Source organism: Gemmatimonadaceae bacterium (genome assembly GCA_037721215.1).
In the GTDB taxonomy this organism is placed as follows: domain Bacteria; phylum Gemmatimonadota; class Gemmatimonadetes; order Gemmatimonadales; family Gemmatimonadaceae; genus UBA4720.
Map to the genome: position 1 here is coordinate 1 of JBBJNV010000025.1, position 12,351 is coordinate 12,351.

The following is a 12,351-nucleotide window of genomic DNA, read 5'->3' on the forward strand; positions in this document are numbered from 1 at the left end:
CGAGACGTGCGTACGACACCGCTCGAAAGCATCTCGAGCTCAACCTCGACGATCCGCGCGCGCTCTACATGGGCGCAATGTCGCTCTCGACGCTTGGCGAATCCGAGAAAGCGCGCGAATGGAATCGACGAGCACTGGCAATGGACCCCGACGATCCGTCCGTGCTCTACAACATTGCGTGTGCATTTGCCCAGGAGGGGCAGGCTGATGAGGCTATCGACGCACTCACCCGTGCGCTCGACAATGGATTCGGCCACTGGAAGTGGATAGAACACGATACCGATTTCGATTCACTTCGCGACCATCCGGCATTCATCGCGCTACTTGAACGCAAGCCAGCCGACGCGAACGCGGAGTAGTCGCGTCGCTACTGCTGAGAGTACACCGTCGTACGGCCCGCACGGTCGAAAGTGAGTACGTCGTAGCGCTCCTTCGTGGGACCCTCCATACCAGGAGATCCCATCGGCATACCCGGTACGGCAAGGCCTGCAATCTGCGGCCTTTCCTTCAGCATTTTCCTGATCACTTCCGCGGGGACGTGACCTTCCACGACGTACCCGTCAACGAGTGCGGTGTGGCAGGACTGCAGCTCATCGGCAACGCCGTGCTTCTGCTTGAGCAGGGAGAGATCCGGCATGTCCATCGTCTCGACCTTGAACCCGTTGCTGGCGAGATGCTCGACCCATTTCTTGCAACACCCGCAGTTGGCGTCCTTGTAAACCTTGATCGCAACCGGCTCCCCGGCAGTCGCGGCAGTTACAGCGACCGTACTCGGCGCCGGCTGGTCGGGGGTCACAACTTCAGCTTGCGACTTTCCGCCGGTGGGCTCGACATCCTTGCTCCGAGATCCTCCGGATGCGTCGGCATCGTCAGCCCGGCATGCGGCGCTCGATGCAATCGCAATGACGACAACCGCCCGACAGACAATACGCTTCAAACTCACGTTTCCATCAATCATCATGATCTGATTCCTCGATTGGTGCGCCCAGCTCGTTCCACGCCCGCCATCCGCCGGCCATGGATCTGACGTTGGTGTAACCCATCTTCTGGATGGCATCCGCCGCCAGGGCCGATCGGTATCCACCGCCGCAGTAAAGGATGAGAGACTCGTCCTTCATGGGCACAAGCTTTTCGATATCGCGCTCGATTATACCCTTGCTCAGGTGATGTGCTCCCTCGGCATGCCCTGCCAGCCATTCGCTGTCTTCGCGCACGTCCAGAAGACGCGCGCTTCCATCTTTGACCGCGGCAACAGCCTCGGCAACAGCGATCTCCCGTACTTTGCTCCGTGCTTCTTCCGCAATCCGCAGAAATCCCGGCGAGTGCTCCATCGCTACCTCCCCAACCCGGCTGCGTCCATCTCCATGATCGTGCGGTTCGAGGGAGCCGTAGTCCGCTGAAGTCCGGAAGCTACCACCTCATTCCTGGCGAGCACCCGGAGAATGTTTTCGCCGGCGAGCTTTTTCATGTCGCCATCCGACCAGCCGCGACGCGCCAGCTCGGCGAAAAGCGCCGGGTAGGTGGAAACATCCTCGAGACCCTGCACGGTGACGGAGATTCCGTCGAAATCACCCCCGATGCCGACGTGATCGGCGCCGGCGACTTTCCGAACATGATCGATATGGTCGGCGATCTGCGAAATGGTCACGACAGGCCGCGGATTGGCCGCGACCCAGGCTTCCATCTCGGCGCGCACTGCGGCGGCGTTGCCCCGGTGTTTGCGCCCGGCTTCCGCTCCCGCTCTGCCTTCCAGTTGCGCGTGCGCGGCTGCCTGAGGCGACGTGAACGCGGTGACGAAAGTGATCATCGCTACACCACCATTAGCCGGCAGCCTCCGCAATATGGAATCGGGAATATTGCGGGGCACATCCGCCAGCGCCCGTGCGTTGGAATGCGAAAAGATTACGGGCGACTGCGTCGCATCGAGTGCATCGCTCATGGTCGCCGGAGATACATGCGAGAGATCGACGAGCATTCCGAGCCGGTTCATCTCGCGCACGACTTCCTTGCCAAACGGAGTCAGCCCTCCGTGCTTCGCCGAGTCTGCCGCAGCATCGGCCCAGTCGAGCGTGACGTTGTGGGTGAGCGTCATGTATCGCGCGCCCAGATCGTAGTACATGCGCAACGCACCGAGCGAATTCTCGATTGCATGGCCACCCTCGAGTCCGAGCAGCGACCCGATTTTTTTCTTTTTGAAAGTGCTCCTGATGTCCTTTGCAGTCAGCGCCCACTGAAACCGATCCGGGTATTTCGCGATGAAACGCCGGGCGATGTCGATCTGCTCCATCTGTACGCGCGCGAACCCCGAATCTCCCACTTCACCGGGGATGTACACCGACCAGAACTGCGCGCCAACCATTCCCTTTTTCAGTCTTTCGAGATCGGTGTGGCCGGTAGTGCGTTTGCGGAGATCGTAAGCGTCGACATTTCGTGGCGCGGTCTCGCTCTCGCGGATCGCCCAGGCAAGATCGTTATGGCCATCGACGAGCGGCGTGGAGGCTAGCACCCGGCGCGCCCGCGCCAGATCACGATCGGTTGGCTGGGCGGACATCTCAGCGCTGAAGATTGTGAGCGCGGCAAGTGCAACGAAACATCTCATGTACTCATACCAGGCAGGAGAAGCAGATCAGAGGCCGAAGTATAACGCGCTGGACTCGCATGCTCCACAAGGATAGAATCCGCGCATGAATCTCGACTCAGACTCGCCGCTCGACTTCGGCGATCAGACGACGCTCGACGAATCGCTTTCGGTAGCCGTGCGCGGTCTCCATGAGTCGGGGATTCTCAGAATCACCAGGCAGGTTCGCGCGATGATCGCGGCTGGGGAAAACGTCGTCAATCTCACCGTCGGCGATTTCGACCCACGGTATTTTCCCATCCCCGTCGAGCTTGCGATGGGCATTCAACAGGCAGTCGCGCGCGGGGAAACCAACTATCCGACGCCCGAAGGAATGCTCCCTCTTCGGCAGGCAATATCGGACTACGTCTTCCGCACGGCGGGCGTGCGATATCCTCTCGATGCGATCGTCGTCTGCAGCGGTGGCAGGCCGGTTCTCTACGGAGTGTACCGCGCGGTGATCAATCCGGGCGACAAGGTTCTCTATTCCGTCCCCTCATGGCAGAATGAGGCCTACGCCTGGCTCACTGGTGGAGAATCGCTCGAAGTGCAGGGAACAGCCGAGACCGGGTTTCAGCCAACTCTCGCGCAGCTTGCCCCGCACATTCCGGAAGCGTCGCTGCTCTGCATCTGCTCGCCGGGAAATCCCACCGGGACGGTGATGGCGGAAGAGCATCTTCGCGAGATTTTGATCGCAGTTGTTGCCGAGAACAAATCGCGGGAGGCCGCGGGGAAACGCCCGCTGTTCGTGCTGCACGATCAGATGTACGGGGCGCTTGTCTCAACGGGGCAGAAGCACGTCTATCCCGCGGCGATCGTACCGGAGTCGGCCCGATACCTCATTTCCGCCGACGGGGTGTCCAAGGCATTTGCCGGCACCGGCCTCCGACTCGGATGGATGCTCGTTCCGCCCGCCCTCGGCGCAAGAATTCGCGACCTGCTGTCGCATGCCGGCGCATGGGCACCGAGAGCCGAGCAAAGCGCCGTCGCGCACTTTCTGAATGATGAGGCGGCGATTGCGCGGTTCCGCGTGGAAATGGACGCAAGTCTTGCCGAGCGGCTGGAAGCGATGTCCGAGGGGTTCGACGCGCTGAAAGCAGCGGGTCACCCCGTTCACTCGATCAATCCCCAGGGCGCTATCTACTTCTCGGCGCAGTTCAAACTGCATGGAAAAAGTGTCGCGGGGCGTGTGGTCGAGACGGATGAAGACATCCGCAATCTGCTCCTCGAGCGGGCCGGCGTTGCCGTGGTCTCGTTCAAGGCGTTTGGTGTGCGCGGGGACACCGGGTGGTTCCGTCTGTCCGCCGGCGCAGTGTCGATGGATGAGATCCGGGAAATGTTTCCCAGAATCAGGGCCATGCTCGATGAGGTGGACTGAAACAATCAGGTCGCGCGCCGCGTCTGGATTTCATGGGATTCGAACCACAATCGCTGTTCATGATGACGATCCTGGTGGCAGTCACCGGGTACGTGACGAAGGGAGTCATCATTGCGTGGCGCCGGCTTGACCGCGACGCGAAACCGCCGGCAGACCGCATGGGGGAAATGGAGGAGCGGCTTCGAAAGATCGAGGTTGCCACCAGCAGCCTTCTGGTAGACATGACGGGAATGCGTGAGAAAGAGCGCTTCATGGCGGGTCTTGGTGAAAGTTCGGCGACCTGCCAAGCGCAGCGATCGCCATCAGCCACTGGTGATTATAAGTTGTCACCTCTGGTCACGCATAACATTCCAATTATTCCGCGCGCTGGCCGAACGCTGAAGTATTAGCAACTGTCACTGGAGGGCGCCTCTCCCTGGGAGCCGTGCGTTTATCAAAACCCCCAATTGGATAACTTCGTGATGTAAGCAGCGGCTGCTCCGCCGTCGAGCTCCCGCCAGCCAACAAACTTGTGGAGAGTCGTGATAAAGCACTCCAGAAGATTCGGATCGTAATCGCCGCGATAAGGGTCCCGGCTGGGCACACAGTCCAACATGAAATTGGCCAAGTTCCCTATGTTATCGTCTGATCGGACCTCGGACGTTTGGTACCCGCTTGCTGGATTGTCGCAGTTGTCCAACCAATTGGCGCCCTTGTCGCATTGATTCTCTGTTTTATAATTCGCGTGCTTGTCCTCAGCAACCCAAACGATCGGCCGGCCACGACCCTCGCCACTCCGGAACTGGAAATCGGCAGAAGTCCAGGTGCCTGTGCCGTCGACCCCACAGCACTCACCGTCATGCGCGGAGAGCGTTCCTCGCGTCATTTGATAGCGCGCAGCTGATTCTTCGCGCACCTCAACAATAATGAACTCGCTATCCCCATTATGCGATCCGCCCTGGCCGAATGCCGGTGAGCCGCCGTCCTCACGATAGGCTAGAGCGTAGAAGATGCGAAACGTTCGGGGAAATTCGAAGCTGCGAGTGACTGACCAGTGAGGTTCGCGTGACAGATTGTTGTCGTTCGACATGACTTTGAGATACGGGCGAAACGTGAGTGCTACTGCGTGCTCGCAATCATCCTTAATCTGGTCCATGTCGCGGTCGGGCCCGGTGCTATTTGTAACACAGTTATCCCACGAGAACGCCGGATCGAGCTGATACCCTGTTGCTACGAAGCCACCAGCGCCGGTTCCTTCCGTCGGGCATTCGATGACAGCCTCCGGTCCGCAGTCGTTCTGAACCGTGAAGAACTCTTCATTGCGAGTGCTGATGGTGCTCCCCATTCGTCGTGGCGCTTGACTCCGCGCTCTTTCTGGATCGCTACCAAAGTCGCTCTGCGCCTTCAGCACATGCAGTTGAGGCGCGGGCTCAAACGCACCCATTACAGGCACCGTGATTGGCTCGCCCCGCGTATTGTAGCCCGCAAGCCGACCAGTACGGAGAATGTCGTGAAGAGTGCTTACGCTCCCAACTACTAGGACATCGTCAGTGCCGGTCCAACGCACCCGGTCAATACTTCGCGACATCGAAAACTCCAAGGTCGGCAACGCGGCCAATTGCATCAGCAGATGCTGCGGCGTAACAGCTAAACCGAGTGCGGCGGCCTCAACGATTGCGGCACCCCGCGCTCCGCGTAAATAAGACTGGAGGTGAATCTTGTGGCGGGGGAAAGGAGTGTCGCGCAGGTCTGCCAAGAGCTGTTGGCGCACCGAGGTGGTGCGTAGAGCTAGCGCCACTCCCTTTAGAATGGCGTTTAGCGACGTGTCAACTTCTGTTGTCGCTATTGAGGTTAGTGGTTGCCTATCGCGGGAAGAAGGTGCCGTTGATTCAGCGTTGGAACAGCCGCTGAAAGCAAGAATGCCAATTGCGGAAATCAGTACCTTGTTAAAACGTTGTGTCATTTCTATCCTCTTGTGTAAAGGTGGAAGCCGACCTTCATACACCCTGCTACGATGAGGGGAAAGGTCACCATGATCAGACGATGGCAAGCTTAGTCTGGTCGCTTACTTGGGCTTCTGCCGGCTAGTCTTGCGTTCAAGGATGATCGAGGTCGCCAATTGCAATGGCGCCACAACCGCGTAGAAAGCACCCGCTTCGATGACGTCTCGGTCGAGGGCAAGGATCCCCAGGACACCTAGTGCCGTTGAAAGGAGCAATGCAGGAGCTAGATTTCCCCTCCCGCGATTGGCGATATTCACCCCCGCAGGGACGCCGACCGATTGCCCAAGAACCGCTCCGATAAATATTCCTCCGAGACCCTCTCCTGATGAGGCGGCACCTACAGCGCCGCCTATACCAAAACCAACGAGGCCGCCTACGATACCACCAGCGCCTAACCTTACTATCGAGGCCGGCGACCCTGCGGATGAAAGCTTAAATGTCACGAGCGGGATGGCCTCGAAAGCGGATGTGAGAGGCGTCGGACTAACGGTGCGATAAAGGGTTGGCGAGTGCTGCTGACCGTCTGCGCCAAGAGGGCGGAGCAACATCTGGGCGAGCGGAATTGCCATAGAAATGGCAAATCTTTGGAGCTTCATTCGGCGATCCTTCGAATCGTGTGTCAGGCGAGGGAAAGGCCCCAACCATAGGTGACCACTGTTCGAAACGCAAGCCTTTCATTAAATCGCTCTGCGCCTCGTGCTCAGGCACTCGCGATCACTGGCGGCGGAATCGCCTGAGGTAGGCGACAATACATTCATTCGCTCACTCGCGGGCCGGGGAACACGACTCGACGATCTCGGCGGCAGGACAGTCGTTCCGGGGTTCATCGACGCTCACTCGCATCCAGCGTCCGCCGGTCTTCGATATCTCCGCGCGGTGGGCTTTGATTTGCGGTACATCACGGCCATGTAGGTGGCGACCTCGAGCGCGCCGCCTCCACTGTTAAGTCCAAGTGGGTGCTTGGCTTCGAGTTCGACGACCCAGGACTTCCGAAGGCAGATTTCTCACGCGCGACGATCTGACGCGGCTCCGCGCGGCCATAGCGTTTGCATCGCGCATCGGTGCGGTCACAGCCCATATGATTCGCTCGCGATATGACGGGCGAACACGGCTGAACAGACTGCCGCCCCCTCGGTGGAGCATTCGACAGTGACAGCGCGGGCCGCAGACGGGACGGGTTGTCGAGAATGCCAGAGGCACATTCAACCAGGTGATCCCGAACACCTACATCCGCGCGGATTTTCAGAGCGGCGTGAAGCTTATCTTGAAGATGCTGGCAAAGTTAAGGGTCACGCTGCCGTGGTCTCGTTCGGCGTTTGGTGTGCGCGGGGACACCGGGTGGTTCCGTCTGTCCGCCGGCGCAGTGTCGATGGATGAGATCCGGGAAATGTTTCCCAGAATCAGGGCCATGCTCGATGAGGTGGACTGAAACAATCAGGTCGCGCGCCGCGTCTGGATTTCATGGGATTCGAACCACAATCGCTGTTCATGATGACGATCCTGGTGGCAGTCACCGGGTACGTGACGAAGGGAGTCATCATTGCGTGGCGCCGGCTTGACCGCGACGCGAAACCGCCGGCAGACCGCATGGGGGAAATGGAGGAGCGGCTTCGAAAGATCGAGGTTGCCACCAGCAGCCTTCTGGTCGACATGACAGGAATGCGCGAAAAACAGCGCTTCATGGCGCGGCTTGGTGAAGCTCCGGGCAGCCGTCCGCCGCCTTCGTCGGAGACAGCGCCGGGCGGGACCGAATTGTCACCGATGATGACGCAGAATGTGCCGGTCACTCCGCGCAGTGGTCGTCCGCGGTCGTAATAGCCAGACTGCCCGCGCATACTCCCGCCCGTCACACCGGCGTGACCGGCTGATCGGTCGCCTGAGGCTGGCGTGTTACAGGAGCCCACGGATTGTTGCCAACGCCGTCAGGCCCTGCGGTACTGGCACCCGCATCAGCAGTTGGCACCTGGCGCTTGACCAGGGTGAGAATCGTGTAGACCGCGACCGGTTCCTGATCCTGGTTAGTGACTTCGACGTCCCACGCGACGACACCCTGCGGAACAGTATCGGGCTGCGTCTCCTTTTCCGTTTTGACCTTGCAGGTGAGCCGCACCTGGATGGTGTCACCCACGTAAACCGGTTTTACGAAGCGCAGATTGTCGAGCCCGTAGTTCGCCAGCACCGGTCCCGGCGCGGGATCGACGAACAGTCCGGCCGCCGCAGACAACACGAAGTAGCCGTGAGCAACCCGCTTCTCGAATAGCGACTCCTTCGCGGCGATGTCATCCATGTGGGCGTAGAAGAAATCGCCGCTGATCCCCGCAAAGTTTACGATATCCGCTTCGGTGATAGTGCGACGATGCGTGACGAGTGTCTCCCCGATTTCGAGCTCTTCGAAATATTTTCTGAACGGATGTATGCGATCCGACGGTTGTGCGGCGCCCTTTATCCATTCTCTCGACACCCGCGTGAGGGTCGTCGGAGATCCCTGGACCGCCGTGCGCTGCATGTAATGGAGCGCGCTTCTTGTGCCGCCGAGCTCTTCGCCACCGCCGGCCCGGCCAGGGCCTCCGTGGACGAGGCCAGGCAAGGGAGAACCATGCCCGGTCGATGATTTCGCGCTCGTCCTGTCTATCACCATGATGCGGCCATGGTGCGAAGCAGCACCGAGCACCACGTCGCGGGCAACGGTATCGTCGGATGTGAACAGCGACCCTACGAGACTCCCTTTGCCCAGCTTTGCCAGCTCGACCGCTTCGCCAACGTTTTGGTAGGGCATGATGGTATTCACCGGGCCGAACGCCTCGATGTTGTGCGGAGCCAGGGTCGTGAGAGGCGCTTCGCAGTAGAGCAGCGTCGCGGGGAAGAACGCTCCCCGCTGCTTGTCACCGGAAGCGATCTCGAAATCGTATGGGTTCCCATATACAATCTCCGAGCCCTCTTTCAGCTCGTCCACCCGTTCGCCCACCTCCCGCACCTGCTCCCGTCCAACCAGCGGGCCCATGCGGACACCATCGGTACGCGGATCTCCGAGCTTCACTCCGCCAAGTCGCTTGCCGATTGCCTTGATGACATCGTCGACCATAGTCTCTGGCACCAGCGTGCGGCGGATCGCGGTGCATTTCTGTCCGGCCTTCGATGTCATCTCGCGCACGACCTCCTTCACGAACAGGTCGAATTCGTCCGAGCCCGGCGCGGATTCCGGTCCGAGCATCGAGAAGTTGAGGGAATCCGCTTCCATGTTGAAACGGGTGGAGTTTTCGACGATCGCCGAGCTGCTGCGAAGCTTGCGGCCGGTGACCGCAGAGCCGGTGAATGTGACGACGTCCTGGCCGGTCACATGATCGAGAAGATCGCCCGTGCTGCCCACGATGAGCTGAAGAACTCCCTCGGGAATTATCTCCGACTCGATCATCGCTCGCACCATTCCCTCGGTGAGATACGATGTGATCGTGGCTGGCTTGACGATCGCCGGCATGCCGCCCAGAAAAGTTGGCGCGAGTTTCTCGAGCATTCCCCAGCAGGGAAAGTTGAAGGCGTTGATATGAACCGCGGCGCCTTCGAGCGGGACGCACAAATGTCGGCCCACAAAGCTGTTGTCTTTCGAAAGCGGCTCAACCGCGCCCTCGGCGAAAAACGTCTCGTTGGGGAATTCCCGGCGGCCCTTGCTGGAGTAGGCGAAAAAAGTGCCGATGCCTCCTTCGATGTCGACCCACGAATCCTGCTTGGTTGCCCCGGTCGCTTCGGACAGCGTATAGAACTCGTCCTTCCGCTCCATCAGATATTTCGCCATCGCCTTCAACATCCGCGCGCGTTCGTGGAACGTCATCCCGCGGATCTTCGGTCCGCCGACAGTGCGGGCGTAATCGAGCATCCCGGCAAAGTCGAGTCCGCCCCCGGTGGCGCTGGCGACGGGCTCGCCAGTCACCGCATGTATCAGGTCGACGCTGTTCCCGGTGCCCTGAACCCATTCACCCCTGGCATAGCTCTTCAAAGTTGCAGTCACTCAGTCCTCACCTTTCTCGATTCGTCCTTCCACATCCCGAAGCTCGTCGGCTGTTGCGGCCGGTTGGGCTCGATCTCCCGCAGGGGCTCACACGGTTCGAGCGAATCGCGCAGACTTGCCGGCAGCGATTGATACAGCCGTGTACCCTTCGTTTTCCAGGCAATCATCTCGTCACTTACATCCTTCACGACTTTTGCCGGATTGCCAACGACTACCTTCCGCTCCGGAATCTGCATCTCGGCCGGGACGAAACAAAGCGCACCGACAATCGACTCTGCGCCTACCACCGCATTGTCCATCACCACTGCATTCATCCCCACGAGTGCATTCCGGCAAATGCGCGCTCCGTGGATGATCGCGCCGTGGCCGATGTGCGCACTCTCCTCCAGCACCACCGTAATGCCGGGGAACATGTGGATGGTGCAGTTTTCCTGGATGTTGCAGCCGTCCCCAATGACGATTCCGCCCCAATCGCCGCGGATCGCTGCGCCTGGTCCGACGTACACATCACGGCCGACGATCACGTTGCCGGTGACAGTCGCATTGGGATGAATGAACGCTGACTCGTGAACGACGGGGCGAAAGCCGCCGAACGCATAAATGTTGTTGGTCACTGCCACGCCTGCTGAGGCTGGAGAGTGCCGTTGAGCCAGATCGTACTCTTTCGCACTGAAAGCGGGATCACACGCGTTCGATGATCGTCGCCATGCCCTGGCCCACACCGACGCACATTGCGCAAAGCGCATAGCGTCCACCGTTTGCGTGCAGCTCGTGCATGGCCGTCAGCAGCAACCGCGCTCCCGACATTCCGAGCGGATGCCCGAGGGCGATCGCGCCGCCGTTCGGGTTGACACGAGGGTCGTCGTCGGCGAGACCCAGTTCCCGCGTGCAGGCCAGCGACTGTGCGGCAAACGCTTCGTTGAGCTCGATCACCGCCATATCGCCGAGCGTGAGGCCGGCGTGTGCGAGTGCCTGCCGGGATGCGGGCACTGGCCCGATTCCCATCACACGGGGCTCGACACCCGCAGCGGCAGATGCAACGATCCGGGCCTTTGGCGTGAGGCCGTACTTTTCCACCGCGGCCTCCGATACGATGTACATGGCGCAGGCGCCGTCGTTGATCCCTGACGAATTTCCAGCGGTAACCGATCCTTTCCCGTCTGTCCGAAACGCCGGCTTGAGTTTCGCCAGGATCGCAAGGCTGGTATCGGGGCGAATAAACTCATCCTCGGCGAATACTGCCGGCGCTGCGCCGCGCTTTTCCGATGGTACGGGAACAGCGACGATCTCGCGCTCGAACCGGCCGGCACTTCGGGCTGCTGCTGCCTTCTGCTGCGACCGGAGCGCGAAGCCATCCTGATCCTCGCGCGTGATGCCGAATTTCTCGCTTACGTTTTCGGCCGTCTGGCCCATGGAATCAACGCCGTACTCATCCCGCATTGCTGGATTGACAAACCGCCAGCCGATGCTCGTGTCGAACAGCTCAGCGTTGCGCGCGAACGGCTGAGCCGCCTTCGAGAGAACGTAAGGCGCACGCGTCATGCTCTCGACCCCGCCAGCGATATACACGTCACCATCTCCCAGGCGCGCCGCTCTCGCAGCGTTGACGACGGCATTCATCCCCGAAGCGCAGAGCCGGTTGACCGTCTCCCCTGGAACACTCGCGGGAAGTCCGGCGAGGAGTGCCGCCATCCGGGCGACATTCCGGTTGTCTTCACCGGCCTGATTCGCGCATCCCATCACGACGTCGGAGATCGCCTCCCTGGGAATCGCCGCACTCCGTTCGGCGAGACAACGGATGACGTGAGCCGCGAGGTCATCGGGACGAACCGGTGCCAGAGAGCCGCCGAAGCTTCCGATTGGCGTTCGTACGCCGTCCACGATATAGGCATTGGGCATGCGAAAATCTAATTGATCGGGGCTGGCACTCCGGGCCCGCCCGGTACGTAGTGCGTGTTGCCGGCGTTGGCTATCGGCGCCACTTCCGCGGATGCATTTTCTTACGCGGTCAATCCATTGCCTGAACGAGGTCGCAAATGACTGGTCCGACGCATGCTGACACGCACCGGATGATGACGTACGATGCCAACAAGAAATCCATCGCGGTTGCGTACCTGTGCTGGTTGCTGGTGGGCCTCTGCGGAGCCCACCGGTTCTACATGGGCAAATGGTTCACCGGCATGGTGATGCTGGCAATGACCATGTTCTCGTTCGTGATGATGCTGATTCTCGTTGGCTACTTCACGATCGCAGTTCCGGCGATCTGGGCGCTTGTGGATGCGCTGCTGATTCCGGGCTGGGTGCGCAGCCACAACAACAAACTGATTTCGGAGCTGGAGAGGTGACAGAGTCGGGCTGGCTCTGCTGTCAC

General features: G+C 60.2%; 15 protein-coding genes. 7 read left to right on the forward strand and 8 right to left on the reverse strand.

The features are described from left to right. On the forward strand, positions 1-359 hold a 359-nt coding region (locus WKF55_13410), incomplete at its 5' end, for a tetratricopeptide repeat protein (GenBank protein ID MEJ7760575.1). Between the two features lie 8 nt (positions 360-367). Here the strand turns inward: WKF55_13410 and WKF55_13415 are convergent. From WKF55_13415 to WKF55_13425, 3 genes are read right to left on the reverse strand one after another with little or no spacing between them, the layout of a single operon-like run. Beyond that, a complete protein-coding gene (locus WKF55_13415) occupies positions 368-961 on the reverse strand; it encodes a DUF411 domain-containing protein (protein ID MEJ7760576.1) in 594 nt (197 codons plus the stop codon). Beyond that, complete coding sequence (locus WKF55_13420) at positions 951-1,331, reverse strand: rhodanese-like domain-containing protein (GenBank protein ID MEJ7760577.1); 381 nt, start codon at positions 1,329-1,331, stop codon at positions 951-953. Before WKF55_13420 ends, WKF55_13415 begins: the two co-directional genes overlap by 11 nt. A gap of 2 nt (positions 1,332-1,333) precedes the next feature. Next, positions 1,334-2,599, reverse strand: coding sequence for a dipeptidase (locus WKF55_13425; GenBank protein ID MEJ7760578.1), 1,266 nt, complete (start codon positions 2,597-2,599; stop codon positions 1,334-1,336). Positions 2,600-2,684: 85 nt separating this feature from the next. On the opposite strand from WKF55_13425, the gene WKF55_13430 reads away from it, so the two are divergent. Both WKF55_13430 and WKF55_13435 read left to right on the forward strand, forming a co-directional pair. Continuing rightward, positions 2,685-3,995 carry an aminotransferase class I/II-fold pyridoxal phosphate-dependent enzyme gene (locus WKF55_13430; protein MEJ7760579.1) on the forward strand — a complete coding sequence of 437 codons (1,311 nt, stop codon included), beginning with the start codon at positions 2,685-2,687 and terminating at the stop codon, positions 3,993-3,995. A gap of 32 nt (positions 3,996-4,027) precedes the next feature. Beyond that, complete coding sequence (locus WKF55_13435) at positions 4,028-4,384, forward strand: hypothetical protein (GenBank protein ID MEJ7760580.1); 357 nt, start codon at positions 4,028-4,030, stop codon at positions 4,382-4,384. Between the two features lie 44 nt (positions 4,385-4,428). Here the strand turns inward: WKF55_13435 and WKF55_13440 are convergent, their stop codons facing one another. After that, entirely contained in the window at positions 4,429-5,937 is a 1,509-nt protein-coding gene (locus tag WKF55_13440) for a hypothetical protein (GenBank protein MEJ7760581.1), read from the reverse strand. Between the two features lie 102 nt (positions 5,938-6,039). Next, entirely contained in the window at positions 6,040-6,573 is a 534-nt protein-coding gene (locus WKF55_13445; GenBank protein MEJ7760582.1) for a hypothetical protein, read from the reverse strand. A 100-nt stretch (positions 6,574-6,673) separates the two neighbouring features. On the opposite strand from WKF55_13445, the gene WKF55_13450 reads away from it, so the two are divergent. From WKF55_13450 to WKF55_13460, 3 genes are all read left to right on the forward strand, one after another. Then, complete coding sequence (locus WKF55_13450) at positions 6,674-6,889, forward strand: amidohydrolase family protein (GenBank protein ID MEJ7760583.1); 216 nt, start codon at positions 6,674-6,676, stop codon at positions 6,887-6,889. 298 nt (positions 6,890-7,187) lie between these two features. Continuing rightward, positions 7,188-7,406 (forward strand): hypothetical protein, encoded by a 219-nt coding sequence (locus WKF55_13455; protein ID MEJ7760584.1) that lies wholly within the window; start codon positions 7,188-7,190, stop codon positions 7,404-7,406. A gap of 32 nt (positions 7,407-7,438) precedes the next feature. Further along, positions 7,439-7,792, forward strand: a complete 354-nt coding sequence (locus WKF55_13460; protein ID MEJ7760585.1) for a hypothetical protein — start codon at positions 7,439-7,441, stop codon at positions 7,790-7,792. 31 nt (positions 7,793-7,823) lie between these two features. Here WKF55_13460 and paaZ read toward each other — a convergent pair whose 3' ends face one another. The 3 genes from paaZ to pcaF all read right to left on the reverse strand — a co-directional run bounded on the left by paaZ (position 7,824) and on the right by pcaF (position 11,879). Further along, positions 7,824-9,980, reverse strand: coding sequence for a phenylacetic acid degradation bifunctional protein PaaZ (gene paaZ, locus WKF55_13465; protein MEJ7760586.1), 2,157 nt, complete (start codon positions 9,978-9,980; stop codon positions 7,824-7,826). Further along, positions 9,977-10,594 carry a transferase hexapeptide repeat family protein gene (locus WKF55_13470; protein MEJ7760587.1) on the reverse strand — a complete coding sequence of 206 codons (618 nt, stop codon included), beginning with the start codon at positions 10,592-10,594 and terminating at the stop codon, positions 9,977-9,979. The genes paaZ and WKF55_13470 overlap by 4 nt, the downstream gene beginning before the upstream one ends. 67 nt (positions 10,595-10,661) lie before the next feature. After that, positions 10,662-11,879: a 3-oxoadipyl-CoA thiolase gene (pcaF, locus tag WKF55_13475; GenBank protein MEJ7760588.1), complete on the reverse strand. Its 1,218-nt coding sequence runs from the start codon at positions 11,877-11,879 to the stop codon at positions 10,662-10,664. A gap of 137 nt (positions 11,880-12,016) precedes the next feature. Between pcaF and WKF55_13480 the strand changes: the two genes are divergently transcribed. Next, entirely contained in the window at positions 12,017-12,325 is a 309-nt protein-coding gene (locus tag WKF55_13480) for a TM2 domain-containing protein (protein MEJ7760589.1), read from the forward strand. The last annotated feature ends 26 nt before the right edge of the window (positions 12,326-12,351 follow it).

What these genes read in the sequence shown, in the direction of transcription:
- WKF55_13415 (MEJ7760576.1), bottom strand. Translation starts at nt 961, where the DNA reads ATGATGATTGATGGAAACGTGAGTTTGAAGCGTATTGTCTGTCGGGCG.
- WKF55_13420 (MEJ7760577.1), bottom strand. Translation starts at nt 1,331, where the DNA reads ATGGAGCACTCGCCGGGATTTCTGCGGATTGCGGAAGAAGCACGGAGC.
- WKF55_13425 (MEJ7760578.1), bottom strand. Translation starts at nt 2,599, where the DNA reads ATGAGATGTTTCGTTGCACTTGCCGCGCTCACAATCTTCAGCGCTGAG.
- WKF55_13430 (MEJ7760579.1), top strand. Translation starts at nt 2,685, where the DNA reads ATGAATCTCGACTCAGACTCGCCGCTCGACTTCGGCGATCAGACGACG.
- WKF55_13435 (MEJ7760580.1), top strand. Translation starts at nt 4,028, where the DNA reads ATGGGATTCGAACCACAATCGCTGTTCATGATGACGATCCTGGTGGCA.
- WKF55_13440 (MEJ7760581.1), bottom strand. Translation starts at nt 5,937, where the DNA reads ATGACACAACGTTTTAACAAGGTACTGATTTCCGCAATTGGCATTCTT.
- WKF55_13445 (MEJ7760582.1), bottom strand. Translation starts at nt 6,573, where the DNA reads ATGAAGCTCCAAAGATTTGCCATTTCTATGGCAATTCCGCTCGCCCAG.
- WKF55_13460 (MEJ7760585.1), top strand. Translation starts at nt 7,439, where the DNA reads ATGGGATTCGAACCACAATCGCTGTTCATGATGACGATCCTGGTGGCA.
- pcaF (MEJ7760588.1), bottom strand. Translation starts at nt 11,879, where the DNA reads ATGCCCAATGCCTATATCGTGGACGGCGTACGAACGCCAATCGGAAGC.
- WKF55_13480 (MEJ7760589.1), top strand. Translation starts at nt 12,017, where the DNA reads ATGACTGGTCCGACGCATGCTGACACGCACCGGATGATGACGTACGAT.